The following is a 26416-nucleotide window of genomic DNA, read 5'->3' on the forward strand; positions in this document are numbered from 1 at the left end:
TTTTTTTGATTTGTCTCCTGCTTTGTTTTACACCACTAAAGAATTATCCTATATATTTCAGTTAAATACACTTTATCGGTAGTTTGGTGCTGGTGCGACCACTGAGGAATCTTTACAATTCACACCCGCTTTTTAGAGAGGATCGCAACGTGGAAAGGTTTGATACCGTTATTATAGGCGCTGGCGCAGCGGGTATGTTTTGTGCCGCGCAGGCAGGACAAGCAGGTAGTCGAGTACTGCTGATTGATAATGGTAAAAAGCCAGGGCGCAAGATTCTCATGTCTGGCGGGGGACGCTGCAACTTTACCAATCTTTATGTCGAACCGGCCGCCTATTTGAGCCAAAACCCCCATTTTTGCAAATCGGCACTTGCGCGTTACACGCAGTGGGATTTTATCGACCTGGTGGGCAAACACGGTATTGCCTGGCATGAAAAAACGCTGGGTCAGCTGTTCTGCGATGATTCCGCTCAGCAAATTGTCGATATGCTGGTAGACGAGTGTGAAAAAGGTAACGTAACTATGCGGTTACGGAGCGAAGTCCTGAGCGTGGTGCAGGATGATGAAGGTTTCACCCTCGAACTGAATGGCATGACGGTCGGCACGAAAAAACTGGTTATCGCTTCAGGTGGGCTTTCCATGCCGGGTCTGGGGGCAACGCCGTTTGGTTATAAAATTGCCGAACAGTTTGGTCTGAAGGTGTTGCCAACGCGCGCGGGACTGGTGCCCTTTACGTTGCATAAGCCACTGCTGGAGCAGCTTCAGGTGCTCTCTGGCGTGTCGGTCTCCTCCGTTATCACCGCCGAAGACGGCACCGTATTTCGTGAAAATCTGCTCTTTACACACCGAGGACTTTCGGGCCCAGCTGTTTTGCAGATTTCCAGTTTTTGGCAGCCAGGCGAATTTGTCAGCATTAATTTGTTGCCGGATGTTGACCTTGCGAGCTTCCTCGACGAACAACGTAGCGCACATCCTAACCAGAGCTTAAAGAACACCTTAGCAATGCAGTTGCCAAAGCGTCTGGTGGAATGCTTGCAGCAGTTAGGGCAAATTCCTGACGTGTCTCTGAAGCAGCTTAACGTGCGCGATCAACAGACGCTGGTTGAAACGCTGACCGAGTGGCGGGTGCAGCCGAACGGTACGGAAGGGTATCGTACCGCTGAAGTCACGTTGGGTGGTGTCGATACTAACGAGCTGTCATCGCGCACGATGGAAGCCCGCAAAGTGCCAGGGCTCTACTTTATCGGCGAAGTGATGGACGTCACCGGCTGGTTGGGAGGCTATAACTTCCAGTGGGCGTGGTCGAGTGCCTGGGCATGCGCACAGGATTTGGTATTGTCCGAGGACAATAAAGTTGTACACAAAGCACTAAAGTTGTAACCATTCTCAAAAAACGACGCTAATGTTGTATACTTACTGAATGTGTAGTTATAGGGTTGGAGACTATAAAATGCACATATAGGTACGTATCAATGTCGTTTTTAGGGTACGATCATGGCTAGGGGTAGGCGTCTCAAATCCTATTTGGATTATGAAAATGCGCTAGGTGACGGCATAGGAGTGGGCTATGGCCAAAGTTATCAGCCCTGGCTTAGAGCTCAGGACGTTAAATCCCGTGGAAACCGTTCGATAGTCTTTGGCCTTAAGACGTTTCGAAACCATCATCTCCTTTCTTCTGTCGAAAGTAACTTTTTCTATCTGGCTGAGTTTAATGACTCGGTGATTGATATCCGGGAACAATTCCCACTCTTTCCTCTCCGGCTTACCCAACAAATAGCAAATCATCTACATTTTCAACATCCTATGGTGAGGGGAGTAAGAGGAGTACCTGTCGAAGTTCTGAATGTTATGACAACCGATTTTTTACTGACCTTGAGAACTCCTGAAGGCGGACTTCGATACAAAGCTATAGCAGTAAAACATAACGAGAGCATACCTGAACGCGAAGCCCAAAAACTTGAAATAGAGAGGATGTTTTGGCAGTTGATTGATGTTGAGTTTCAAATTTATGTTGGCTCGGAACTCAATAACGTCGTCGGTAAAAACATTTGCTGGGCTACTTCTGTATTAAGAGATGGTTCTGAATTTTATGATAAATATCCTCTTGATAAAATCCTATGGAAGCTTAAACCAGATGTTTATCCCATAGTAGGACTACGTGCAATGATTTCATCAATCTTTGGGGTAGATGCACAAGAAGCGATGATGTTATTGCAGGCAATGATTGGATTAAAAATGATAAATGTTGATTTATCATATCCAATACTCGAAACCGGTCTGATAAAGATAATTTCCAATGACCACTATATAGGACTGAACGCAAATGGATATTATTAGGAATTCAGTCTGGCTCTCTCAAGGCACTGATTTGCTTGCAGAGGGACTTTACCGTGTTTTGGATTTTGACAGAAAGGTCGATTTGTTAATTTTGTTTAAAATAAAATCAGAAAGAACGGGTAAGCCAATCCCTTTCTCATTTTCAATGTTTAAATATTATATTGAATCAAATAGCATAACTTGTAAAGATTATATATATCCTTCATATATGTTAGTAGATGAGAAAGAAATAACAGATAAAGACAGAGGAAGGCGAGATGAAAATTACAATATCATTAAAGATCTTGTAGATGACAGAATGTTTCTGTTCGACTATGCATTACATAAAAAGTCGCACCTTTTAATGGATTACTCCAGAAATAAAAAAATATCACAATATACTATCAGAACGCTTCTGGCGTTGTATTGGCGACATGGGCAGGATATTTATGCATTGCTACCCGCATTCTCGAACTGTGGCGCCGCTGGGAAAAGTAGAATCAAACATGAAATTAAACTTGGAAATTCCAAAAAAAACAGAGCATTACCTAATGAACGATCACGTGTTTTCATTCTTAATGAAAGAGATATAAATAATATTAGAAAATCTCTCATTACGTATCATTATAAAGTTAACGGAGATACGATAAAGAAAACATTAGAGAGACATATTGATTTGTATTTTAGGGATGAAATTAAAACAGCAAACCTAGAAAATAGAGCTCCATATGTTCCTTCTTTAAAACAATTTTCATACTGGAATAAAAAACTCTTCACTAAAGATTTCTCGATAAATAAGAAGAACACGAAAAAAGAAATAGACCTCAAAATGCGGGCGCTTTTAGGTAGTGTGGCTAATACAACTGTTTTGCCGGGTGATGTTTTCGAAATAGACTCAACTGTCGCTGATGTACATCTTATTTCGAGTTTAAACAGACGAAAAGTCATTGGGCGTCCTACTATTTATACAGTGGTGGATCGTGCAACAAGAATGATTGTTGGCCTTCATGTTTCTTTATACCATGCTTCATGGCGAGCCGCCCGACAAGCGTTAGCAAATTGCTTTATGCCAAAAAAAGAATATTGTAGATTATTTGGAATCTCTATTACTGATGATGATTGGCCTTGTTCTCACATTCCATTAACATTGATGTGTGACAACGGGGAGATGATTGGTCTTAAACCTCAGGAAGAGATGACCCCCCTGACAAAGCTTGAGTTTGCGCCAGTCGGTAGAGGCGACAGAAAAAGCATTGTTGAACGCTGTTTCGGCATTCTGAATGATGAGGTTATTCATAGGCTTATTGGAACAACACGAAGGGGAAAGATTGTTAAAGGAGAGCCAACACCGCAATCCAGGGCTTGTTTAACGATTCAGGAGGTCACGTCTTTACTGATTCGGGAGATACTTGCACATAATCAGAGAACGTATGAGGAACTGGCTTATATCAATCCCTTACTGATTGAAAATGATCTCGTAATATCACCAAAAAATAGTTGGATGATAAGCTTAAAGCACGGGAGATTCAGCGCAAGAGCCGTTGGGGCCGACGAAGTGATCGCACGATTGTTAATCCCTGTGAACGCTAACATTACCGCCGGTGGGATTCAGTACAATAATCTTTTTTATGAATGTGATCCTGAAATTGCATCAGGTGTCAGAGTATTTGGAAGAACCACTTGTGAAGCAAGAATAGATGACAATTGCGTAGATTATATATATGTAAGATTTGACAAAAATAGCATTTTCAAAAAACATTACCTACTTAAGAAAAGAGATGTATTTAAAGGGAAAGCTCATCTTGATACAGATGTAATGGCTGATTGGGTAGATACTCAAAAAGAAATTAATTTATTTACTCTGGATTCGCTCAGCAATATCAATAATAAAGATGAATTTAACAGGAAAGGTAACGAAAGATTAAATGAAATATACGAATCTCGCCGGGTACATGGTAAAGATATTAAAAAGAACAGGAAAAATGAACTTGATTCATTAGGGCGAACTCATGTTGCTAATGGAAGATCTGAACCCCTACTTCCTTCATCCAGTAATGTTCTGCTTTTGCCTGGCCGGGAGGAGAAACAAAGATGGTTAAAAGGTAAGAAGAAGACTGAGGACGCAGAATAATGAACCTTATACGGCGCGTTTCAGCGATATATAAAGAACAGGAGTTACCTGAGTATCGTGGCAATCCCTTAATTGAAGCACTTCCTGAAGCGCTTACGGAAGATGAAGTACTTCTGGAAATGAGTTATTTCCCCGAAATTGACGAAAAAATCCGCTGGACTGCCCCGGCGAATGTTAGAGAGCAGTATGTCGAACGTATAAAGAAATTCCGTTGCCTCAAACCAATCTTATCCAGGCTTATAAGATGATCTTACGGGCACTTAGGGAAAGCTATGCAGCTCGTAATCCTTTAAAAAGCGGAACAATTCAATATCTTCATTACTATGGAAATGAGCGTCCTGATATTGAGCCAGAAAGTGGATATTTTAAATCCCAGGCTGAAACTATTACGATAGTTGGAATGAGTGGTTCTGGAAAAACTACCATGATTGAGCAAGTCATGGATCATTTCCCTCAGATTATAGAACACAGCAGCTATAAAGGAGTTTTTCCCGGCTTCAGTAAGCAAATTGTATGGGTAAAGATTAATTGTCCATACAATTCAAGTGTGAGAGACCTTTGTGAAGAGATTTTACAAAAATTAGATGATGCAATTGGTATTGAACGAACTACACCTGAGATTAGAAATGGTGCTCTGGCTCGCCAGATTGCACAAAGAATTAAATCATCATTTTTGGGTATCCTTGTTATTGATGAAATGCAGAGGCTTAAATTTTCAAGAACCGGGGGTGAGAGTAAGTTGATTGATTTTTTACATGAAATTGTAGATTCCATGGGGGTATCTATGGTTTTTTGTGGAAATCATCCTTTTGACGAGACGCTGACAAAGAAAATGAGAATTGCCAGGCGGGCAGAGTCTGGTGGTTACATGAAAATTAAGAATGTTAGATACGATTCACAAGACTGGCAATCGTTTATTCATTATTTATGGCCATTACAATGGACAAATGTTGAAACTCCATTAAATGATGAGTTAAACGAAAAATTATTCATTTTATCTAAAGGCAATATTGGATTGGCTCAGATGATTTATCGGGGGGCACAATTAAAGGTTATCGGTAGCGGCAATGAAATCATCACTGGCGCAGTCTTGTCGGCCTCTGTACCGGTACTCGTGAGTCATACGGAGGAATATAAGGATACTCCACTCCCGGGGGCCGCGACTGAAGATGAGGAAGCTAAATGGCTCTCTGCATCTAATGAGGGTGATGCTTCGGCTAAAATCATGGCAGAGAAGTCCCTAAAGTCTTTGATCCCTGGGGATATAGACAGGCCACAGCACAAGGAATTCGTAGGAAAAATAGACGAGGTTTTGCGCAATTTCGACGAGAAAATACTGTCTCTTGACCACGATCTTGTTATCAACAGAACAGCTGAAAAGAAAAATACCTACGATGCTCTTCAGCGTTGCGGGCTTATAAATATAGATCCACTTAATAAATTGTAATGAGGTAACAGTTCGTAACGGTCAAAGAGAGGTGTGGGAAATGAGAATGTTGCCTGTTTTGCCTGATGAATCCTTGTTCAGCCGGTTTTGTCGGACAACTACCGTGTACGGTATGTCCCCATCTTCTCTGTTAACGATCATTTTCAACAAACCTGATATGAACGTCCATCCAATTCTCAATTCAGGATTAAAGGCTATTTCTCTTCATACATCCGAAAGTGCAGATCAGCTCTGGCATGAACAGACTTTACTCCCTCTTTTTGCCTGGGCACTACCAATCAGTCGTAATGAAATTATGGATTTCAACACGACCCCTGCCAGGCTTAATCGATTGTGCCGCCTTAGTAATTTTTCACTAGGGCAGCGCACACTATTGAAGTTTTGCCCGGTTTGCGCTCGTGAAGATACTTTTCATTATGGTGTTACTTATTGGCATCTGGCGCATCAGCTTCATGGGGTTACAACCTGCCATCGGCATCCGGTAGCGCTTGAAAGCATCCATGTCCCTTCTTCACCGCACATACGTATTGGACTGATGCCTCCTGTTTCGTATACAGAACAACTTAGCAATGAGATAGACTTCGATTTTGCTAAGTTTTGTTATGAGTCCCTAAATATAATCAGAAGAAAAGATATTACACACCCCAATTACATGGATGTACTTAAAAAGTTGAATTTATTATCATTGGATGGAAATTTAAAGAAAAATGTATTCTACGCACATGTTTATGCTAAGTGCCAGTTATTTGGGGAGGGTTCATCGGGAATTATACCAACATCCCTAACTGATTATCATTACTGGGAGCCTATACTCAAAGACAAATGTTGTCAGCATCCCACAAAGCATCTTTTGCTTTGTTATTGTTTGTTAAATACTTGCTGGCCAACGTATGCAGGAAGTCGTACTAATAAAAAGAAAGAAATCTTTAAAAGTCATAAGGAATACAGTTTTCATATAGTTGAAAATAATACTAGTGTTAGCAACCTTGGGAAGGAATTTAGTCGCAGCAGATGTTACATTAAAACACTTATTTATAAAAAATACCTGAGGGCGTTTAAGCGAAACACAAAAATTAATATATTCACTGAATTGCTTATCAAGTCTATGGCTGTAAGGGGGTTTAGTCTGGCATCCATAGCTGAGAAAAACTCATTATCGGAAGGAGCTGTATCCTCTGTAATTTCATCTTGTTACGGTTTATGCTCATGGCGTAAAAAATGTAAAAAAGATTCTTTAAGACGGCGTCATAAGCAGAAAATATTAAGATTTATACATAATCAATCCGTTTCTATAACACGAAAGTTAGTCAAAGAAAGTTGTTATGCAAGTTTCTATTGGCTAAATAAACATGAATGTGACTGGCTTAATTCCTGTCTTCCTAAAACAATACGATGCTATAAAAATAAAAGAGTAGACTGGAGCGAGAGAGATATTATCTCATCATCATTAATAAATGATGTTTTATCTCAGGGGCAGTACTCGATGTCACTTACAAGTCTAGATGCTTTACTGGGAGGGCATGGCTGGCTTTTGAAATACAGAGATAAACTACCAATGACAATGATACTTCTCAGAAAAATGGAACTAATTAAATAAGAGGGAGTTATATGGTTTACGAAAATGAATTGTGGCACAGTTTTCTTCTGCGTTCACAGATAATGTATAACTTATCCAATTGCAGGAACATAATATCAAAGCATGGCGCACTAAGGTACGATGCCTTTCCTCGTTTCGAACTGATTGATATGTACAAATTGCATAGCTTGCAGGATATATATGACATTCTTGCCACTAGAAATGGTTATATACTAACTTCCAATATAGTGTCGTTATCTTCTGGTGTTTACGGGTATTTTAACGCTGTTGAAGATGCCTGTCGGAAAAATTTTCACATAACTAATTCATATCCATTGGTAAACATCTCAAACATTCGTTACTGTCACAAATGTATTGTTGAAGATATACACTCTAAAGGCATTGGTTATCTGCGTCATAGATGGTTGTTTGAATCTAAATGTGCAGTTCATAGTACCAGTTTATATGAGGTTTGTTTTGATAACTATTTGAATGCAGTGAAAGGACTTAGTGACTTAATTATAAGTGGAATAAATCCTCATGGTTATTGTTCCCTTATGGTTGACGTTTCAAACCCTTTCAAAAATCCAGTGTATATATTACCATGTGCACGTAATAAAATTTTAAAATGGATTTCGGACAATAAAAATATGCTGATTTACTTTCTCTTTGATCTCTTCAAATGTAAGTCGCATTCAAGTTTATCTAAGGTTATCGAAGTCAAGATAATGCATGATAGATATATTTCTGCGGTGTTCAAGATGTTAAGTGAAGTTAATTTTTGTAATTTCAACTCATTTATTTCTGATATTTTTGAGGACGTAAGTTATGCCTCTATCGGACTTGATGATTATTCTGTTAATGTGCATTTTCTCAGGCTAAGGGCTGCAGATTGTAAATTTTGCCAGTTGAATGGTAAATATTTTTGCTCACTTTACAATGTAAAACTTCTTCGCTAATTTCACTTCATTTATAAAATACTAAGAAAGCTAGTTAGATAAGGTTTTATATTTTGACTGGGGCAGGAATAAATTATCACTCATAGAGTTTCCCTGGGGGTTACCACCTGTGTATGATGCCGGTTAGCAACAACGTCTAAAAGACCTGCGATCACGTGGGTCCCTCTCCAGCAAAGGGGCAAGGGGTGCTATATAACGGTGTACTGCTTACCCAATACGGCCTTGTATTTGAAAGATGCCGCATCTTGGCAAGATTCGTATTACAGCCTATAGTCTGTTAATGAGCATTACAGCCTATATGCTGTAAATCCCTGCGTTATGCTTGTTAACCCGTCGATACGGAAGGTCACTTATGAACACTCAATACGCTTTGAAGACTTTGAATCAGTTACGTCCTGTTTTAATCGGCTTTCGCAAAGCCAATGGACTGACGCAAAAAGATGTTTCTGAACGTTTGGGTATAACACAGCAAACTTATGCCCGACTAGAGGCCAACCCTGCAAGTGCGGGTTTTGAGCGTTTGTTTAGGGTGTTCAGCGTCCTTGGAGTGGAGATCGTACTTTCATCCAGGGAACCATTGTCAGATGCAAAGCCCGAATACGGAGCTATGCACAATTATTCTTCACTTCCAGCCAGGCGGGAGAAATGGTGACGCCTGGCGCTTCCCGGTCTAATTTTTCTTCAACAAGATTAACCCCTTAGCGGCCTGAAGTATCAGGTTGCGATAGAGCCTTTCATTTCTTCTGTTATGTTAAATACACCATTTTGAGCTATTTCGCTCGGCCTTAAATTATCTCTTCATTCTTCAGTGAAAATTTTATGTCGATCACGTTATCGATGAATTTAGGAAATAATCCGTAAATGAAAATCTATCTTCTTTTAAATTCATCAGTGTCAGTAGCAAATATTACGCATAAAAGAATGGTTATTATTATCATTTAAATTATAAAGCTCATGAGTCAATTCCAAAAAATATAATAAGCATTGAAATTATTACCCGTGATTCTGGAGTTTTAACTTTGCCATGTAACCAACCACAAGTTAGTTTCCGGTGTTTTGAGGGGCAGTAAAGTTCTGAAAGCGCGACCAGATCATAATCCCGAAATGTCGTTAAGATATTCTGAATAACGGTTATCCCTGCTTGTTGGCAGGCATTTGAAAATATATTTTGTATTCAGGTTGCAGCAAAACGCTTTCTTACACACAGGACTTCATATGCGGCTCAGAAAATTAAAACTGAAAAACTTCAGAGGCTACAGAAACTCTACTGAAATCATTATTGATGAAAGCATGACGGGTATTGTCGGTCGTAATGACTTTGGGAAATCAACGCTTCTGGAAGCGCTGGCTATTTTTTTTGAAACAGAAGGAATGAAGGCTGACAAGAATGACATGAACTGTTTCAGCCTAAGAGAAGGGGACGGCCGTTTTGAAATAGCCTGTGAATTTGATGACCTGCCCGATTTTATCATGATCGACGACAGGGTGCAGACCACGCTCGCCTCAGAACATCTGCTGAATGAGGACGGCAATTTTGAAATCGTCAAAACGTTTAAAGCAACGACCTCAGGAAAACCGGAGCAGACCTGCATCCGCTGCATCCACCCGGATGAGGAGCCCCTGAGAAATTTACTGGGCATGAAAATTTCTGAGCTCAAGGCGGTGGGAAAAGAAGTTGAAAAAAATGTGGCGGATAAACGCACTGCATCGTTATGGCGTCAGGCCATCAGGGAAGCCGCAGCCCCCTATACCTGTTCGGAAATTATGCTGGATGTCGATAAAGAGTTCGGAACCGACACAAAATCATTATGGGGTAAGATCCTCGATTTGCTGCCCACGTATGCGATTTTCAAAGCCGACAGGGAAAGCAGCGACGGGGATTCCGAAGCTAAAAACCCCTTACAGCAGGCCGTAAAAGACGCTCAGGCTGCGCTGCAGGACAAAATTACAGCGCTGGAAAATGAGATTCAGGACAGCGTCCTGGATGTCGCACAGAGAACGCTGGATAAATTACGTGAAATGGCCCCCGAACTCGCCAGTGAACTGACTCCACGATTTAAGGAGAAACCCAAGTGGACCTTCAATTTCACCCTGGACGGGGAAAATGGCATCCCCATCAATAAGCGCGGCAGCGGGATAAGGAGGCTTATCCTGTTGAATTTTTTTCGGGCTGAGGCTGAAAAGAATGTCGCGGGGACGCCCAGAAATGTGATTTATGCCATAGAGGAGCCTGAAACGTCACAGCATCCGAACTATCAGATGATGCTGATGAAAGCGTTACTGGCACTGGCAGGCCAGCCGCACCGTCAGATTATCGTCACCACCCATGTCCCGGCGCTGGCCGGATTAATCCCTGTCGAAGGCGTACGTTATGTTACCCGAAATGAGGCGGGTGAACCCGTAGTAAAAATGCCGGATGACGCAGTGCTGAAGGAAGCCACTGAAAGCCTGGGGGTGCTGCCAGAGACCGGTATGGAAAGGGCGCAGGGGATTGTTCTGGTAGAGGGAAAGTCGGATGTTACTTTCCTGAGGCATGCGGCCAGTTCATTAAAACAGTCAGGTGCGCTGCCAGCCTCTCTGGAGGACGTGAAAATAGTGCCAGTCCTCATAGGAGGGTGTGGTAGCGTCAAACACTGGGTTACATTGAATCTGGCCAAAGATCTGGGGCTTCCCTGGTGCGTATTTCTGGACTCCGATATTGGGGGAGACCCTGCACAGGTTCTGTCCATCCAGAAGCGTAAAAAAGAAGTAGAGGAGGCCGGTAAGGTATTTTTCGCTACGCGCAAACGTGAGATAGAAAACTATCTGTGCCCGGATCTTATCGAGGAAATTACTGGTGTAGCCGTCACGTTTACGGACACCTGTGACGCTAAAAAAATAATCGGCCGGGCTGTGGGAATGAAACCCGATAATGTACTAGATAAATTCTGGCCTCAGATGACATCAGAAAGAATCATCTCAAGATCAACCTATCATGACGGAACGCAGGAGAGAAGCGAGCTGGTTGAGATCCTGAGCGACATTGTATCCATGACGAGATAATGTATTAAATAAGCATCTCAGGTGCATATATTCCGGTCCTCAACAAAGGACCGGAGTACAGAGTAGTAAAAACCCGCAATTAATCGGGTTTGAATTATATAAAGATTAACCGACTCCCGCGCCCAGGAACGATGTAAAATCACGCTTGTCGTGACATTTCTACAATGTTTACTTTTGACTATCAAGCCATTTATTCATCTGCTCAATTTCACCTTTTTGAGCTTTAATGATGTCCTGCGCGAGCTTTCTCATTTTCGGATCTTTTCCGTATTTGAGCTCGGTCTCAGCCATTGCTATTGCCCCTTCATGGTGCGCTACCATGCCTTTCGCAAAAGCCTTGTCGGGATCGGACTCATTTACGGCAGCCATCATTTTGTCATGCATGTCTTTCATGCCAGCCATATATTCCTGTGACGAAGCCGAGGTAGACATATCAGTCATTTTCATTTCTGAATGTTCTGCTGAAATCGCTGGCAGGGATAACATTAATACTGCAAATAAAGTGTTTCTGGCTTTCATAAAAAATATCCTTTTAGCGTTGATGCCCGTTAACTGTAGCAGAATCTGATAAAAATGCCCCCTGTAGGGGGCAAAGATGTTGCCATATATCCGGTTACGGAAAAATCTATCAAGGAAATAAGGACAGCACAGATACTTCCCTCGCCGTCAGCCTGCACTGAGCATGCGACGATGCGCTTCGGCCATGGCCTGATGTGGGCCAGACTGACCGTTATTCATAAATTCATGGGCAACTGCAGCTCTTTCATGCTCATTCATTGCCGCTAATGACTTCGACGGCCCGGTAGGGGAAACGGTCTGACTTCCCATCATCCTCTGATGACTTTCCACCATTTTCTGGTGCGCATCCGCCGACCCGTTCGTCATGGTTTCATGAGCAATAATGGCCTGTTCATGCTGGTCCATACCGGCTATACGAGGTGCAGTCCCCTGGATCCCGACAGGAGCCGCAGCAGACTGCATCTGGTGAGCAGGTGCCTGTGCATTGTTGACCCGCTCATGGATATTCACGGTTTCAGTGGCCCAGGCCGAAGAAATTAAGCCAAAGCCCAGCAAGGATGCTAATACGATATTTTTCATGATAACTCTCCATTTCTTAATTAGTGATGTCCGGGGGAGTACAACCGGTGTTTTCAGTTCCATAACTGAAACAGGTTCGGAAGTGTTTATTTCTCCGGGAGGGGACTGGATATTCATTTCCTGGCGTCCACTGACGCCGGATATTGATAAAGCAATCCAGCCTTCCTGATAAGTTGCACTAATTATATCGAATGGCTTCTGTTTGCTGCATGACAGGCTAATGACATCTTTGTCATTTAAATCTTTATTCCCAGCACTGGGTGTCCGGAATCATTTTCTCCAGTCTGGGCACGGATAAGATAAAACGCGTTGAGTGTACGTCCGATTCCACCTGCACTCTTCCGTGATGTGCTTCCACGATTGACTTCACAATCGCAAGGCCGATGCCGCTGCCTTCTCCTTTTCGTTGTCTGGACGGATCCACCCGATAAAAACGGTCAAACAACCTTGATAAATGCTCTTCAGGGATTGGTTTCCCCGGATTTTCAATCACAAGGTCAAAAAAGCTCTCCTGCTCTCTTATTGAGACGGTGATTGCCTGTCCCTCTGGGGTATAACGCAGGGCGTTGGATAACAGATTATTGATCGCTCTTCTGAACATTTGTGGATCTCCCTCAACCAGGCAGGGCATCCCGTTAAATTTGAGCATAATATTGCGTTCTTCGGCCCAGGCTTCGAAAAACTCGAAGACTTTCATGACTTCTGCTCTGAGGTCAAACCGAACCCTGTCAGGTATCAGCTGATTATTGTCCGCCTGTGCCAGGAACAGCATGTCGCTGACCATTTTGGTCATCCGGTTATACTCTTCAAGGCTGGAATAGAGGACATCCTCAAGTTCCTTCTGCGTTCGATCCTGACTCAGAGCGATTTCAGTCTGCGTCACCAGATTGGTGATGGGTGTTCTGATCTCGTGCGCGATATCGGCAGAGAAATTGGCCTGGCGGGTAAAAACATCCTCAATCTTTCCAATCATATGATTGAACGAGATAACCAGCTGCTCCAGCTCAATGGGAACGCGTGTCGGTTCCAGCCGCGCATCAAGATTCTCGGAGGTGATGTTTTTAATGGCATTGCTGACATTACGAAGGGGCAGGTGCCCCTGACGGACAGCAATGCGAATGATCAGAACAATCAGCAGGCTTATCACGACGGCAATCGCAATCAGATTTTTTTTCAGCGCATCGAGGTAATGGAGATGGAAATTAATGGAGAGGCCAGTCAGCATGACATAGTTCTGCTGTTTGCCCTGAAATGTCGCCTGGCCAGAGGAGGCGATAATCCGGTACGTTTCCATCTTCATTCCGGACCCGGTATCCATCGCTCTCGCAGTATCCTCCACCGTCCAGAGAAAGACATCCCGTGCGCGGCTGTGCTCGCTAAAATCGGCTGAATTCACGGCCGGGCGTAGTGCTGCCCCCTGCGCAGAGCTGTACAGCACCTCACCCCGGGGATTGAGGAGCAAAAGGGCAACGTTGCGGTAGCTGGCGATCGATTCCTTTATTTTGCTTACTTTTTTTTCATCCGGATCTGCCGGGGACTGGAGTATACGGCTCAGTGTGGTGCTGATTTGTTGCAGATCGCTGACATCCTGCTCGGCAAAATGCTTTTCAACAGAATGCAGCATAAACCAGGTGAAGGCGATAAACGCCAGTATTGTGGACAGGCTGATAAAAAAGGTCAGCCGCAGAGCGAGTGAGAAAGGTCGTCTGGACGGTTTGCTATGCATCCGGGATCTCCAGCATGTAGCCCACGCCCCGCACTGTCTGGATCAGTTTTGTCCCGTAATCGTTGTCTATTTTAGCGCGGAGTCGCTTTACTGCGACATCAATCGCGTTAGTGTCGCTGTCAAAATTCATGTCCCAGACCTGAGAGGCAATCAGGGAGCGGGGAAGAACTTCTCCCTGATGGCGAATGAAGAATTCCAGCAAGCTGAACTCTTTACTGGTGAGCACAATGCGGTTCCCGGCGCGGCTGACTTTTCTGGATACGAGATCAACCGAGAGGTCAGCCACTTTAAGCTGGCTTTCCGTGATCATCGTGTTTCCCCGCCTGAGGAGGGTTCTTACCCGGGCGAGCAGTTCAGCAAACGCAAAGGGCTTCACCAGATAATCGTCCGCACCCAGCTCAAGTCCTTTGACCCTGTGTTCAATCGTGCCAAGGGCCGTCAGCAGTAATACCGGCATCCCCTTTCCGGCACTGCGCAGCATACGGATGATATCCCAGCCGTTTACATCAGGCAGCATGATATCCAGGATGGCTAAATCATACTCGGCTGTCATGGCAAGATGATATCCGGTCAGACCATTATCAGCGTGATCCACGACGAACCCCGCCTCTGTCAGCCCCTTGCTGAGATATTCACCTGTTTTAATTTCGTCTTCAACGATTAATATTTTCATCATGCTCCCCGGCTGGCTGCTAATGTCATTTTATTGCGCCCACGATCGTTATCAACGGATTACAGCAAAAATGACAACATTGTCATTATCCTGTCACCCGGCAAACAGAGAGCGTTCGGTAAAGTATCCCTATCAATACTCTGGACTTCGTTTGAACCATTTACCAGGTCTGCCTGTACGAGAAGCGTTATGTTCAAATTAAAATTACTCAGCATCAGTACCATATTCATCCTGGCTGGTTGTGTTTCTCTGGCACCTGAATATCAGCGTCCGCCAGCTCCGGTTCCCCAGCAGTTTTCATTGTCTAAAAACAGTCTGACGCCTGCGGTAAACAGCTATCAGGATACGGGCTGGCGAAACTTTTTTGTCGATCCCCAGGTCAGCAGGCTGATCGGTGAAGCCCTGAATAATAACCGTGATTTGAGAATGGCTGCCCTGAAGGTTGAAGAGGCCCGGGCCCAGTTCAACGTCACGGATGCAGATCGTTATCCCCAACTGAATGCCTCATCCGGGATCACATACAACGGTGGTCTGAAAGGTGACAAGCCGACCACACAGGAGTACGACGCGGGTCTGGAGCTCAGCTATGAGCTCGATTTTTTTGGCAAACTTAAGAACATGAGTGAGGCTGATCGCCAGAACTACTTTGCCAGCGAAGAAGCCCGTCGTGCCGTACACATCCTGCTGGTCTCCAACGTTTCACAGAGCTATTTCAGCCAGCAACTGGCGTACGAACAACTCCGTATTGCGCGGGAAACGCTGAAAAATTATGAACAGTCTTATGCATTCGTTGAGCAACAACTGGTGACCGGGAGTACGAACGTTCTGGCGCTTGAACAAGCCAGGGGGCAAATCGAAAGTACCCGCGCCGAAATAGCCAAACGAGAAGGCGATCTGGCTCAGGCAAACAATGCCCTGCAACTGGTGCTGGGAACGTACCGCGCAGTTCCGTCAGAAAAAGGGATTAAAGGTGGGGAGATCGCACCAGTAAAATTGCCACCAAATCTGTCGTCACAAATATTGCTGCAGCGTCCGGATATTATGGAAGCGGAATACCAGTTGAAAGCGGCTGATGCCAATATTGGCGCAGCGCGAGCGGCTTTTTTCCCGTCCATTACCCTGACCAGTGGTCTCTCCTCAAGCAGTACGGAGCTGTCCAGCCTCTTTACGTCAGGAAGTGGAATGTGGAATTTTATTCCTAAAATTGAAATTCCTATATTTAATGCTGGCAGGAACAAAGCCAATCTGAAGCTGGCTGAAATTCGCCAGCAACAGTCCGTGGTTAATTACGAACAAAAAATTCAGTCAGCCTTTAAGGATGTTTCCGACACGCTTGCGCTGCGCGACAGCCTTAGCCAGCAACTTGAGTCACAGCAGCGTTATCTTGATTCACTTCAGATAACTCTACAGCGTGCCAGAGGATTGTATGCAAGTGGTGCTGTCAGTTACATCGAAGTGCTGGATGCAGAACGTTCCCTCTTCGCGACGCAGCAAATCATTCTCGATCTTACCTATTCCCGACAGGTTAACGAAATTAATCTGTTTACCGCGCTGGGTGGCGGTTGGGTAGAGTAAATTTATTCAATTAATCAGGAAATTAAAATGCGTAATTCACTTAAAGCCGTTTTATTTGGTGCCTTCTCTGTCATGTTTTCTGCCGGTCTTCATGCTGAAACACATCAGCATGGCGATATGAATGCTGCCAGTGATGCTTCGGTACAGCAGGTTATCAAGGGCACCGGTATCGTTAAAGACATTGATATGAATAGTAAAAAGATTACCATTTCGCACGAAGCAATCCCGGCGGTGGGCTGGCCTGCAATGACCATGCGCTTCACTTTTGTTAATGCAGACGACGCTATCAATGCCCTGAAAACCGGCAACCATGTCGATTTCTCGTTTATTCAGCAGGGCAATATCTCCTTACTCAAAAGCATTAACGTTACGCAATCCTGATTAACAGTCCGGAGCGAATACATCCAGTGCGCCTGAACATTCATTATGGGATTACTGTGAATGAATAATCGTGCGCATATGCCAGGTGTTTTGATTTTTCAGCGAGAAATTGTATGGCTTCTTTAAAGATAAAATATGCTGCAATAATTATCAGCAGCCTCATAGCAGGGGGGCTGATATCGGTTACTGCCTGGCAGTATTTAAACTCATCACAAAAAACAGTACCAGCAGAACAAAAGGCACCGGAGAAAAAGGTACTTTTCTGGTATGACCCTATGAAACCGGATACCAAATTTGATAAACCCGGAAAATCGCCTTTTATGGATATGGACCTTGTGCCGAAATATGCTGATGAAAGTGGCGATAAAAGCAGTGGCGGGATCCGTATCGATCCAACTCAGGTTCAGAATCTGGGATTAAAAACGCTAAAAGTCACGCGAGGAATGCTGAATTATTCTCAGACAATCCCGGCTAATGTCAGTTACAACGAATATCAGTTTGTCATTGTGCAGGCGCGTTCTGACGGTTTCGTCGAAAAAGTGTATCCCCTGACGATTGGCGATCATGTGAAGAAAGGCACTCCGCTTATCGATATCACCATTCCTGAATGGGTTGAGGCACAAAGTGAGTTTCTGCTGTTATCCGGTACAGGCGGTACGCCAACCCAGATAAAAGGGGTTCTGGAGCGACTTCGTCTGGCTGGTATGCCGGAAGAGGATATTCAAAGGCTGCGTTCAACCCGCACAATCCAGACCCGTTTTACCATTAAAGCACCTATTGATGGTGTCATTACTGCATTTGACCTGCGCACCGGCATGAATATTTCCAAAGATAAGGTGGTGGCTCAGATTCAGGGGATGGACCCGGTCTGGATCAGCGCTGCAGTGCCAGAATCTATCGCCTATCTGCTGAAAGATACGTCGCAGTTTGAAATTTCGGTACCGGCTTATCCGGATAAAACATTCCATGTCGAAAAATGGAACATTCTTCCCAGCGTGGATCAGACAACCCGCACGCTTCAGGTCCGCCTCCAGGTTACTAACAAGGATGAGTTTCTCAAGCCGGGCATGAATGCCTATCTCAAACTGAATACCCAAAGTCAGGAGATGCTGCTGATACCAAGCCAGGCCGTTATCGATACCGGCAAAGAACAGCGCGTGATTACTGTTGATGATGAAGGCAAGTTTGTGCCGAAACAGATCCACGTTCTGCATGAATCACAGCAACAGTCCGGCATTGGCTCCGGTCTTAATGAAGGCGATACCGTGGTGGTCAGTGGCCTGTTCCTCATTGACTCCGAAGCCAATATTACGGGCGCGCTGGAACGTATGCGCCACCCTGAAAAAACAGAAAACAGTATGCCAGCAATGTCTGAGCAGCCTGTAAATATGCATTCAGGGCACTGAGGAGACGACGATGATTGAATGGATTATCCGGCGCTCTGTCGCCAACCGTTTCCTGGTCATGATGGGCGCACTGTTTCTCAGCATCTGGGGCACATGGACGATAATTAACACGCCGGTCGATGCGCTGCCTGACCTGTCAGATGTGCAGGTCATTATTAAAACCAGCTATCCCGGACAGGCTCCGCAGATTGTAGAAAACCAGGTCACCTATCCGCTTACCACCACCATGCTGTCCGTACCTGGCGCAAAAACCGTGCGTGGCTTTTCACAGTTCGGTGATTCGTATGTGTATGTCATTTTTGAAGACGGGACCGATCTGTACTGGGCCCGTTCGCGCGTGCTGGAATACCTGAATCAGGTTCAGGGCAAACTGCCTGCGGGTGTGAGCTCTGAAATCGGTCCGGACGCCACGGGAGTGGGCTGGATATTTGAATATGCCCTGGTCGATCGCAGCGGAAAACACGACCTTTCAGAACTGCGTTCTTTGCAGGACTGGTTTCTGAAATTTGAACTGAAGACCATCCCGAACGTGGCTGAGGTAGCCTCGGTTGGTGGCGTGGTGAAGCAGTACCAGATTCAGGTCAATCCGGTAAAACTGTCCCAGTATGGGATCAGCCTGCCCGAAGTGAAACAGGCTCTTGAATCGTCTAACCAGGAGGCCGGTGGTTCATCCGTTGAAATGGCCGAAGCGGAGTATATGGTCCGTGCCAGCGGTTATCTTCAGAGCATTGATGATTTTAATAACATCGTCCTGAAAACAGGTGAGAACGGCGTGCCGGTTTATCTGCGGGATGTTGCCCGCGTGCAGACCGGGCCCGAAATGAGGCGTGGTATTGCCGAGCTGAACGGCCAGGGAGAAGTCGCTGGCGGCGTGGTGATCCTGCGGTCGGGTAAAAATGCGCGCGACGTTATCACGGCAGTGAGGGATAAACTGGAGACGCTGAAGGCCAGCCTGCCGGAAGGCGTTGAAATCGTGACCACCTACGATCGCAGCCAGTTAATCGACCGGGCGATTGATAACCTCAGTTCCAAACTTCTGGAAGAGTTTATCGTGGTGGCCATCGTCTGTGCTCTGTTCCTGTGGCACGTACGTTCTGCCCTGGTGGCGATTATCTCTCTGCCGCTTGGCCTGTGTATCGCCTTTATCGTCATGCACTTCCAGGGACTGAACGCCAATATCATGTCGCTGGGAGGGATAGCGATTGCCGTCGGTGCGATGGTGGATGCCGCCATTGTGATGATTGAAAATGCGCACAAACGGCTTGAGGAGTGGGATCATCAGCATCCGGGTGAGCAGATTGACAACGCCACCCGCTGGAAGGTGATTACCGACGCCTCCGTGGAAGTGGGACCCGCGTTGTTCATTAGCCTGCTGATCATCACCCTGTCCTTTATTCCTATCTTTACCCTGGAAGGGCAGGAAGGTCGTCTGTTTGGCCCGCTGGCATTCACGAAAACGTACTCCATGGCGGGAGCGGCCGCACTGGCCATCATCGTCATTCCTATTCTGATGGGATTCTGGATCCGGGGGAAAATTCCTGCAGAGACCAGTAACCCCCTGAACCGGGTGCTGATCAAAGCGTATCATCCTTTGCTGCTGCGGGTCCTCCACTGGCCAAAAACAACCCTGCTGGTTGCGGCCTTGTCCATTTTCACGGTTATCTGGCCACTGAGTCAGGTGGGCGGTGAATTTCTGCCGAAGATTAACGAGGGCGATCTGCTGTATATGCCGTCGACCTTGCCTGGCGTCTCTCCGGCAGAAGCTGCAGCGCTCCTGCAGACAACAGACAAGTTAATCAAAAGCGTTCCTGAAGTGGCTTCTGTATTTGGCAAGACCGGTAAAGCAGAGACCGCAACGGATTCCGCGCCGCTCGAAATGGTGGAAACCACGATCCAGCTCAAACCTGAGGATCAGTGGCGTCCCGGCATGACAATTGACAAGATTATTGATGAACTCGACAGGACAGTCCGTTTACCGGGTCTGGCAAACCTCTGGGTGCCGCCTATCCGTAACCGTATTGATATGCTCTCAACCGGGATCAAAAGCCCGATAGGTATCAAAGTGTCCGGGACTGTTCTGTCCGATATCGACGCGACGGCGCAGAGTATCGAGGCGGTAGCCAAAACCGTGCCTGGCGTGGTGTCTGTCCTGGCTGAGCGACTTGAGGGCGGGCGCTACATCGATATCGATATCAACCGGGAGAAAGCCTCCCGCTACGGGATGACGGTAGGTGATGTCCAGCTGTTCGTCTCTTCAGCAATCGGAGGTGCTATGGTGGGTGAGACAGTTGAAGGGGGGGCCCGGTACCCTATTAACATTCGCTACCCGCAGGATTACCGGAACAGTCCGCAGGCGCTGAAACAGATGCCGATCCTGACCCCGATGAAGCAGCAGATCACGCTGGGCGATGTCGCGGATATTAACGTCGTTTCTGGACCAACCATGCTGAAAACCGAAAATGCCCGGCCAGCCAGCTGGATTTATGTTGATGCCCGCGGCAGGGACATGGTGTCGGTGGTTAACGACATTAAGACGGCCATCAGCGAGAAAGTGAAACTGAGACCGGGAACCAGTGTGGCATTCTCCGGACAGTTTGAACTGCTTGAGCATGCCAACAAGAAACTGAAGCTGATGGTGCCGATGACGGTGATGATCATTTTCATCCTGTTGTATCTGGCATTCCGCCGGGTTGACGAAGCCCTGCTGATCCTGATGAGCCTGCCGTTCGCCCTGGTTGGCGGAATATGGTTCCTGTACTGGCAGGGCTTCCATATGTCAGTGGCGACCGGAACCGGGTTTATCGCCCTGGCCGGGGTGGCAGCAGAGTTTGGCGTGGTCATGCTGATGTATCTGCGTCATGCCATTGAAGTGCACCCGGAATTGTCCCGTAAAGAGACGTTCACACCGGAAGGTCTTGATGAAGCCCTTTATCATGGTGCCGTGCTGCGTGTCCGGCCGAAAGCCATGACCGTGGCGGTGATCATCGCGGGTCTGCTGCCGATACTCTGGGGAACCGGCGCAGGTTCAGAAGTCATGAGCCGTATTGCGGCCCCCATGATTGGCGGGATGATCACAGCTCCGCTGCTGTCCCTGTTCATTATTCCTGCCGCCTATAAACTCATCTGGCTGCGCAGACATAAAAAGAGCGTGTCATAACCCTGAAAGGACACCCCTGCGGGTGTCCTTTTGCATAAATTCACCCTGACGTCAGGGTTTACATCGATAACATACAGAGGTGAGTATGAAAAAAATAATTTTAATGGCCCTGGCTTTTGGCCTTTCACTTCCGGCAATGGCAGGTGAAAAAGTAATAGACATGTACAAGTCTGAAAACTGTGGTTGCTGTTCCCTGTGGGGCAAGGCGATGGAAAAGGACGGGTTTGAGGTACGGACCCAAGTCATGAATGATCAGGCTCTGTCAGCCCTGAAAGAAAAATATGCTGTTCCTGCTGAGCTGAGAAGCTGTCATACCGCAGTTACTGGTAATTTGATCATTGAAGGTCATGTGCCTGCCACAACGATACATAAGGCAATGCAGTCTGGTTCAGGGATTTATGGCCTTGCCACCCCCGGTATGCCTGCGGGAAGCCCGGGAATGGAGATGGGGGCCCGTAAAGAGGCTTACGATGTTATCGCATTCTCTCCGGAGGGCAGTAAAAAGATCTTCCAGCGAATCGAATAGTCAGCGGAACGGCTGATAACGGGACGCCGGTAGCAGGCACTCCTGTGCCGGCGACATTCGTGGTAATCGCATCCATGACATAACCTGAATACAGAAGACGCTTCAGGTTTGCATAAGGAGAGTTACTGTGAAAAATGACAATGCAGTGCAACACAACAACCAGACTGCCTCTGAACAGACATTATCCCCGGACGAGAGTCACGTATTGCATAAGGTGAGAGATCCCGTGTGCGGGATGACAATCATGCCCGATAAGGCGCACAGCAGCATTCGATACCAGGAGCATCAGCTTTATTTCTGCTCCGCCAGCTGTGAGAGCAAATTTAAAGCTCATCCCGATCATTATCTTACAGAAGATGCCAGTGAACATTCCCATCACCACCATCACCACCATCACCACGAGGTCATCCCTGATCAGATAAAACAGCCTCACCACCAGGCGGAGAACGATATTTCTGAAGGTGTGTGGACATGCCCGATGCACCCGGAGATACGCCGTCGTGGTCCAGGAAGCTGTCCTGTCTGTGGAATGGCACTGGAACCACTCGTAGCCACGGCATCCACGGGGCCAAGCGATGAACTTCGCGACATGACAAGACGCTTCTGGCTGGGGTTGTTGCTGGCGTTTCCGGTTCTGATACTCGAAATGGGATCTCATCTGTTTCCCGCCTTGAGAAATATAGTATCGCCACAGTACAACACATGGCTGCAGCTGCTTCTGGCCTCTCCTGTCGTGTTGTGGTGTGGCTGGCCATTTTTCGCCCGGGCCGGGATGTCGTTACGTAACCGTTCCCTGAATATGTTTACCCTTGTTGCTATGGGGACCGGCGTAGCCTGGGTTTACAGCGTCATTGCAACTGTCTTCCCCTCCTGGTTTCCTGCATCGTTCAGAAACATGGATGGCCTGGTGGCCGTTTATTTTGAAGCCGCGGCAGTAATTACGGTGCTTGTACTGCTGGGACAGGTTCTTGAGCTGCGGGCACGGGAACAAACCTCAGGTGCCATTACTGCGCTTCTGAACCTTGCCCCCAAAACCGCCAGGCGGCTGGACCATGACGGTCATGAAACGGATATTAATGCGGAAGATGTCCTGCCTGGCGATAAGCTCCGCATCAGACCTGGGGAGAGTATTCCGGTCGACGGTATCGTGGTCGAAGGCACAACAACCGTTGATGAATCGATGGTGACCGGGGAGTCTATGCCGGTTACCAAAACGGAGGGTGCCCCTGTCATTGGGGGGACGATTAATCAGACAGGTAGTCTTATCATCCGTGCAGAGAAAGTCGGAGATGAAACGATGCTCTCACGAATTGTTCAGATGGTCGCTGATGCACAGCGTTCGCGAGCCCCCATCCAGAGAATGGCTGACAGCGTTTCAGGCTGGTTTGTTCCTCTGGTGATACTTATCGCGGTTGTTGCTTTCGTGATCTGGTCTGTCTGGGGGCCCGAGCCCAGGATGGCGCACGGTCTGATTGCGGCTGTGTCGGTCCTGATTATTGCCTGTCCCTGCGCGCTGGGGCTGGCCACGCCGATGTCGATAATGGTGGGGGTGGGCAAAGGAGCCCAGGCCGGGGTGTTAATCAAAAATGCCGAAGCCCTTGAGCGTCTTGAAAAAGTGGACACGCTGGTTGTCGACAAAACAGGCACGCTCACGGAAGGTTCGCCTACGGTGACAGGAATTATCAGTCTCAGTCCGGGTGGGGAAGCCTCTCTTTTGCGTGTAACGGCCGCAGTGGAAAAAGGCTCGCAGCATCCGCTGGGTATGGCAGTCGTCAGAGCAGCACAGGAAAAGGGGATCGCAATACCCGCAGTCACTCATTTCGATGCGCCGTCGGGTAAAGGTGTCACAGGCGATGTCGAAGGTCAACGGATTGTTATTGGTAATGAACTGGTTATGCAGGAAAACAGTATCGTTGTTGATAATCAAAAGGCCGTTGCGGATACGTTGCGGATGGAAGGCGCTACCGTTATCTATGTGGCCACGGACGGGGACCTTGCAGGCCTGATAGCTATTTCGGATCCCGTGAAAGCAACCACGCCGGATGCACTTAAAGCGTTGCGTCAGGCGGGGATCCGCATCGTTATGCTCACCGGGGATAACCAGCTTACCGCTGAAGCAGTCGCACGGAAACTGGGAATAGATGAGGTTGAAGCCGGGATTCTGCCGGATGGCAAAAAAGCAGTGATAACCCGACTGAAAGCGTCTGGCCATGTGGTTGCGATGGCCGGAGACGGTGTGAATGATGCCCCGGCGCTGGCAGCGGCTGACGTGGGAATAGCCATGGGAACGGGTACAGATGTGGCAATTGAAAGTGCCGGAGTCACCCTTCTCAAAGGCGACCTGATGATACTGAACAGGGCCCGTCATCTGTCAGAGATCACCATGAAAAATATCCGACAGAATCTGTTTTTTGCATTTATCTACAACGCACTTGGTGTGCCGGTGGCTGCAGGCCTGCTTTATCCTGTGTATGGAATACTGCTGTCGCCAGTTATTGCGGCGGCGGCCATGGCTCTTTCTTCCGTCAGCGTCATTGTGAATGCGTTGCGTCTGAAAAGTGTCAGGCTCGGGAAATAACACTGAGTGAAGGGTCTGTTATGAACAGAAGGAGTCCAGTATGAAAAGTACCACCTATGCGCTTATTGCTGTCGCCGCGATCGCGGCATTTGCCCTCCTGCGAGAACACTGGTCACATGTGGCAGGTTACTGGCCATATCTGTTATTGCTGGTCTGCCCGCTAATGCATCTTTTCCACGGCCACGGAGGGCATGGGGATCACCAACATCACGGAAGTGAAAACGATAAAAAAATTAATCCGGCAAACGGGGCCGCGTCGCGGTCCCGTTATCAGTCCAGGTATCGTTCGTAGTCTCTGGCATGCGCAAAGGCATGCTGTTCGAGTTTGTTATCAGCGGGTGCCGATGCCCGGAACGCCAGTGAATTAACAGGATTGTTATTGATGACCAGCTCGTAATGTAAATGAGGACCGGATGAACGTCCGCTGTTACCGGATAACGCAATAGCACCTCCCCGGGTAACTCTGGCCCCTTTAGTAACGAGTATTTTATTGAGGTGGAGATAGCGAGTTTTAACACCGGCTTTTCCCGTTACTTCAACAAAATATCCCATGGTACTGTTGTATTCGGCCCGGGTGATTTTTCCGTCGATGACGCTGACTATTTTCGTGTTCATGGGCATGGAATAATCAATGCCATTATGGGGACTCACTTTTCCCGATACCGGGTTAAGTCTTGCAGGATTGAAAGGTGAACTGAGTCTTGCTGTGGCTGGTAACGGATAATCGAGACTGCCTTTCCCGGAAGTATCGGAAAGATTATAGAACTTTTTGTCTGATATACGATACGCCGTGTAATTAAATGAGCCGGACGTAAATTTATAAGCCACTACACGTGATTTTCCCGCTTTCTTTTGCAGTACGAGTTTTAATGATTCATTTTTTTTCAAATGCCGAAGATTAAAGCGGGAAGGCAAAGAGCGCTGAAGGATAGCGATCTCGTTCGATTCCAGCCCCGAGCGGGTGGCTGAAAGGTAAGCATTTTCTTTTACGACATCGGTAGAATACATTTACTGGAATTCGCCGTTAGCATGAACACTGCGGCGTATGCTAGGGGTTTTCAGGAGGCGTGTCATCTGCCAGTTAATCGGGAGCACCGTTGATGGTCGTCATTTTTGTAACATATCTTGTTTCCCGTTTGCTCCTGAAGATCTGGGAACTGTATGACCAGCCTGACGGTGATGATTAACGGGACTGAAACAGGTTACGGCAGAGCAATATGGGGCTCATGTCCTGCTACGTAACCCGTCAGTAAAGCCCTGCTAAGCACTAACCCGCCTGCAGTTACCTGGAGGAATACAGGCCGCGAAGCTTTCTTGCCTGTGTCTGATGAGCTTCCGCACCGGCATTATTGACCTGCTCATGCACGAGGGCGGCTTTCTCTCCGGCATTCAGTTCGTTAAAAGAAGAAGAGGAGGTCTTTGAATTTGCACCACTGTCGGACAGCATTTTTTTATGTTCCTCAATCATTTTCTGATGTGCATAGGACGCGCTGTTGTTCATAAATGAATGAGCAACAATGGCCCTTTCATGTTCATTCATTTCAGAGAATGAGGGCGTGTTGTTTTTATTAACCCTGTCCGGTAAGTTTTCATGCGTCGAGGAATTCATATGACTGACGGCTGAGGCATTATTAACAAATCGATGTGCTTCATGGGCAATATCACTGGACTGAGCAAAAGCTGCCCCACAAAATAAAGCTGTAAACGCAGTGGCCGTGATTAATATATTCATGTGTAATTACCTTCTGAGGTACATAAAAGATGTCCTTATGATCATATATAAAAATAATCAACCTGTGGGGAAGATGACGTAAATGTAATACAGC

At 46.6% G+C, this 26416-nt stretch carries 19 protein-coding genes and 2 pseudogenes; 15 read left to right on the forward strand and 6 right to left on the reverse strand.

Going from position 1 to position 26416, the window contains the following annotated elements:
• The first annotated feature begins 149 nt into the window (after window positions 1-149).
• The 8 genes and pseudogenes from OGX92_RS07545 (at window position 150) to OGX92_RS07580 (ending at window position 11470) form a co-directional block, all read left to right on the forward strand.
• On the forward strand, window positions 150-1379 hold the full coding sequence (locus OGX92_RS07545; protein WP_193134821.1) for a BaiN/RdsA family NAD(P)/FAD-dependent oxidoreductase: 1230 nt from the start codon (window positions 150-152) through the stop codon (window positions 1377-1379).
• A 114-nt stretch (window positions 1380-1493) separates the two neighbouring features.
• On the forward strand, window positions 1494-2336 hold the full coding sequence (locus OGX92_RS07550) for a TnsA endonuclease N-terminal domain-containing protein (protein ID WP_000090707.1): 843 nt from the start codon (window positions 1494-1496) through the stop codon (window positions 2334-2336).
• Window positions 2323-4446 carry a TnsB C-terminal domain-containing protein gene (locus OGX92_RS07555; RefSeq protein WP_000351433.1) on the forward strand — a complete coding sequence of 708 codons (2124 nt, stop codon included), beginning with the start codon at window positions 2323-2325 and terminating at the stop codon, window positions 4444-4446. Before OGX92_RS07550 ends, OGX92_RS07555 begins: the two co-directional genes overlap by 14 nt.
• Window positions 4446-5893: pseudogene (locus OGX92_RS07560) on the forward strand (ATP-binding protein). Before OGX92_RS07555 ends, OGX92_RS07560 begins: the two are co-directional and overlap by 1 nt.
• A 40-nt stretch (window positions 5894-5933) precedes the next feature.
• Window positions 5934-7490 carry a TnsD family Tn7-like transposition protein gene (locus OGX92_RS07565; protein WP_286586386.1) on the forward strand — a complete coding sequence of 519 codons (1557 nt, stop codon included), beginning with the start codon at window positions 5934-5936 and terminating at the stop codon, window positions 7488-7490.
• An 11-nt stretch (window positions 7491-7501) separates the two neighbouring features.
• On the forward strand, window positions 7502-8428 hold the full coding sequence (locus tag OGX92_RS07570; protein WP_286586387.1) for a hypothetical protein: 927 nt from the start codon (window positions 7502-7504) through the stop codon (window positions 8426-8428).
• 352 nt (window positions 8429-8780) lie between these two features.
• On the forward strand, window positions 8781-9080 hold the full coding sequence (locus tag OGX92_RS07575) for a helix-turn-helix domain-containing protein (RefSeq protein ID WP_001097216.1): 300 nt from the start codon (window positions 8781-8783) through the stop codon (window positions 9078-9080).
• Between the two features lie 563 nt (window positions 9081-9643).
• Window positions 9644-11470, forward strand: a complete 1827-nt coding sequence (locus tag OGX92_RS07580) for an AAA family ATPase (protein WP_001239419.1) — start codon at window positions 9644-9646, stop codon at window positions 11468-11470.
• A 168-nt stretch (window positions 11471-11638) separates the two neighbouring features.
• Here the strand turns inward: OGX92_RS07580 and copM are convergent, their stop codons facing one another.
• The 4 genes from copM to silR all read right to left on the reverse strand — a co-directional run bounded on the left by copM (window position 11639) and on the right by silR (window position 14967).
• A complete protein-coding gene (copM, locus tag OGX92_RS07585) occupies window positions 11639-11989 on the reverse strand; it encodes a CopM family metallochaperone (protein WP_000647571.1) in 351 nt (116 codons plus the stop codon).
• A 147-nt stretch (window positions 11990-12136) separates the two neighbouring features.
• On the reverse strand, window positions 12137-12568 hold the full coding sequence (silE, locus tag OGX92_RS07590) for a silver-binding protein SilE (protein ID WP_286586389.1): 432 nt from the start codon (window positions 12566-12568) through the stop codon (window positions 12137-12139).
• 244 nt (window positions 12569-12812) lie between these two features.
• Window positions 12813-14294 (reverse strand): copper/silver sensor histidine kinase SilS, encoded by a 1482-nt coding sequence (gene silS, locus OGX92_RS07595; RefSeq protein WP_000555733.1) that lies wholly within the window; start codon window positions 14292-14294, stop codon window positions 12813-12815.
• Window positions 14287-14967, reverse strand: a complete 681-nt coding sequence (gene silR, locus OGX92_RS07600; RefSeq protein ID WP_000697966.1) for a copper/silver response regulator transcription factor SilR — start codon at window positions 14965-14967, stop codon at window positions 14287-14289. Before silR ends, silS begins: the two co-directional genes overlap by 8 nt.
• Before the next feature lie 189 nt (window positions 14968-15156).
• Here silR and silC point away from each other — a divergent pair, with 189 nt between their 5' ends.
• From silC to OGX92_RS07635, 7 genes and pseudogenes are all read left to right on the forward strand, one after another.
• Window positions 15157-16542, forward strand: a complete 1386-nt coding sequence (gene silC, locus OGX92_RS07605) for a Cu(+)/Ag(+) efflux RND transporter outer membrane channel SilC (protein ID WP_286586391.1) — start codon at window positions 15157-15159, stop codon at window positions 16540-16542.
• 27 nt (window positions 16543-16569) lie between these two features.
• Complete coding sequence (locus OGX92_RS07610) at window positions 16570-16923, forward strand: Cu(+)/Ag(+) efflux RND transporter periplasmic metallochaperone SilF (protein WP_001246152.1); 354 nt, start codon at window positions 16570-16572, stop codon at window positions 16921-16923.
• Window positions 16924-17036: 113 nt separating this feature from the next.
• The gene (silB, locus tag OGX92_RS07615; protein WP_060635086.1) at window positions 17037-18329 is read left to right on the forward strand and encodes a Cu(+)/Ag(+) efflux RND transporter periplasmic adaptor subunit SilB; all 1293 of its coding nucleotides are present in this window, start codon (window positions 17037-17039) and stop codon (window positions 18327-18329) included.
• 10 nt (window positions 18330-18339) lie between these two features.
• Window positions 18340-21486, forward strand: a complete 3147-nt coding sequence (silA, locus tag OGX92_RS07620) for a Cu(+)/Ag(+) efflux RND transporter permease subunit SilA (protein ID WP_286586395.1) — start codon at window positions 18340-18342, stop codon at window positions 21484-21486.
• An 85-nt stretch (window positions 21487-21571) separates the two neighbouring features.
• Window positions 21572-22012 carry a DUF411 domain-containing protein gene (locus OGX92_RS07625; RefSeq protein WP_286586397.1) on the forward strand — a complete coding sequence of 147 codons (441 nt, stop codon included), beginning with the start codon at window positions 21572-21574 and terminating at the stop codon, window positions 22010-22012.
• A 127-nt stretch (window positions 22013-22139) separates the two neighbouring features.
• Entirely contained in the window at window positions 22140-24590 is a 2451-nt protein-coding gene (silP, locus tag OGX92_RS07630; RefSeq protein ID WP_023304581.1) for an Ag(+)-translocating P-type ATPase SilP, read from the forward strand.
• A gap of 40 nt (window positions 24591-24630) precedes the next feature.
• Window positions 24631-24822: pseudogene (locus OGX92_RS07635) on the forward strand (DUF2933 domain-containing protein); the annotation flags it as partial.
• A gap of 38 nt (window positions 24823-24860) precedes the next feature.
• Here OGX92_RS07635 and OGX92_RS07640 read toward each other — a convergent pair.
• Together OGX92_RS07640 and OGX92_RS07645 are read right to left on the reverse strand one after the other, a co-directional pair.
• Entirely contained in the window at window positions 24861-25598 is a 738-nt protein-coding gene (locus OGX92_RS07640; protein WP_000287499.1) for a peptidoglycan DD-metalloendopeptidase family protein, read from the reverse strand.
• 274 nt (window positions 25599-25872) lie between these two features.
• Window positions 25873-26322 (reverse strand): PcoE/SilE family metal-binding protein, encoded by a 450-nt coding sequence (locus OGX92_RS07645; RefSeq protein ID WP_286586401.1) that lies wholly within the window; start codon window positions 26320-26322, stop codon window positions 25873-25875.
• Window positions 26323-26416 lie beyond the last annotated feature (94 nt).

Origin of the sequence: Citrobacter sp. Cpo089, assembly GCF_030332695.1 — a bacterium.
In the GTDB taxonomy this organism is placed as follows: domain Bacteria; phylum Pseudomonadota; class Gammaproteobacteria; order Enterobacterales; family Enterobacteriaceae; genus Citrobacter; species Citrobacter portucalensis.

Excerpts from the sequence above, each read along its gene's own strand:
- OGX92_RS07550 (WP_000090707.1), top strand. The coding sequence starts at position 1,494 with ATGGCTAGGGGTAGGCGTCTCAAATCCTATTTGGATTATGAAAATGCG.
- OGX92_RS07555 (WP_000351433.1), top strand. The coding sequence starts at position 2,323 with ATGGATATTATTAGGAATTCAGTCTGGCTCTCTCAAGGCACTGATTTG.
- OGX92_RS07565 (WP_286586386.1), top strand. The coding sequence starts at position 5,934 with ATGAGAATGTTGCCTGTTTTGCCTGATGAATCCTTGTTCAGCCGGTTT.
- OGX92_RS07570 (WP_286586387.1), top strand. The coding sequence starts at position 7,502 with ATGGTTTACGAAAATGAATTGTGGCACAGTTTTCTTCTGCGTTCACAG.
- OGX92_RS07575 (WP_001097216.1), top strand. The coding sequence starts at position 8,781 with ATGAACACTCAATACGCTTTGAAGACTTTGAATCAGTTACGTCCTGTT.
- OGX92_RS07580 (WP_001239419.1), top strand. The coding sequence starts at position 9,644 with ATGCGGCTCAGAAAATTAAAACTGAAAAACTTCAGAGGCTACAGAAAC.
- copM (WP_000647571.1), bottom strand. The coding sequence starts at position 11,989 with ATGAAAGCCAGAAACACTTTATTTGCAGTATTAATGTTATCCCTGCCA.
- silE (WP_286586389.1), bottom strand. The coding sequence starts at position 12,568 with ATGAAAAATATCGTATTAGCATCCTTGCTGGGCTTTGGCTTAATTTCT.
- silS (WP_000555733.1), bottom strand. The coding sequence starts at position 14,294 with ATGCATAGCAAACCGTCCAGACGACCTTTCTCACTCGCTCTGCGGCTG.
- silR (WP_000697966.1), bottom strand. The coding sequence starts at position 14,967 with ATGAAAATATTAATCGTTGAAGACGAAATTAAAACAGGTGAATATCTC.
- silC (WP_286586391.1), top strand. The coding sequence starts at position 15,157 with ATGTTCAAATTAAAATTACTCAGCATCAGTACCATATTCATCCTGGCT.
- OGX92_RS07610 (WP_001246152.1), top strand. The coding sequence starts at position 16,570 with ATGCGTAATTCACTTAAAGCCGTTTTATTTGGTGCCTTCTCTGTCATG.
- silB (WP_060635086.1), top strand. The coding sequence starts at position 17,037 with ATGGCTTCTTTAAAGATAAAATATGCTGCAATAATTATCAGCAGCCTC.
- silA (WP_286586395.1), top strand. The coding sequence starts at position 18,340 with ATGATTGAATGGATTATCCGGCGCTCTGTCGCCAACCGTTTCCTGGTC.
- OGX92_RS07625 (WP_286586397.1), top strand. The coding sequence starts at position 21,572 with ATGAAAAAAATAATTTTAATGGCCCTGGCTTTTGGCCTTTCACTTCCG.
- OGX92_RS07640 (WP_000287499.1), bottom strand. The coding sequence starts at position 25,598 with ATGTATTCTACCGATGTCGTAAAAGAAAATGCTTACCTTTCAGCCACC.
- OGX92_RS07645 (WP_286586401.1), bottom strand. The coding sequence starts at position 26,322 with ATGAATATATTAATCACGGCCACTGCGTTTACAGCTTTATTTTGTGGG.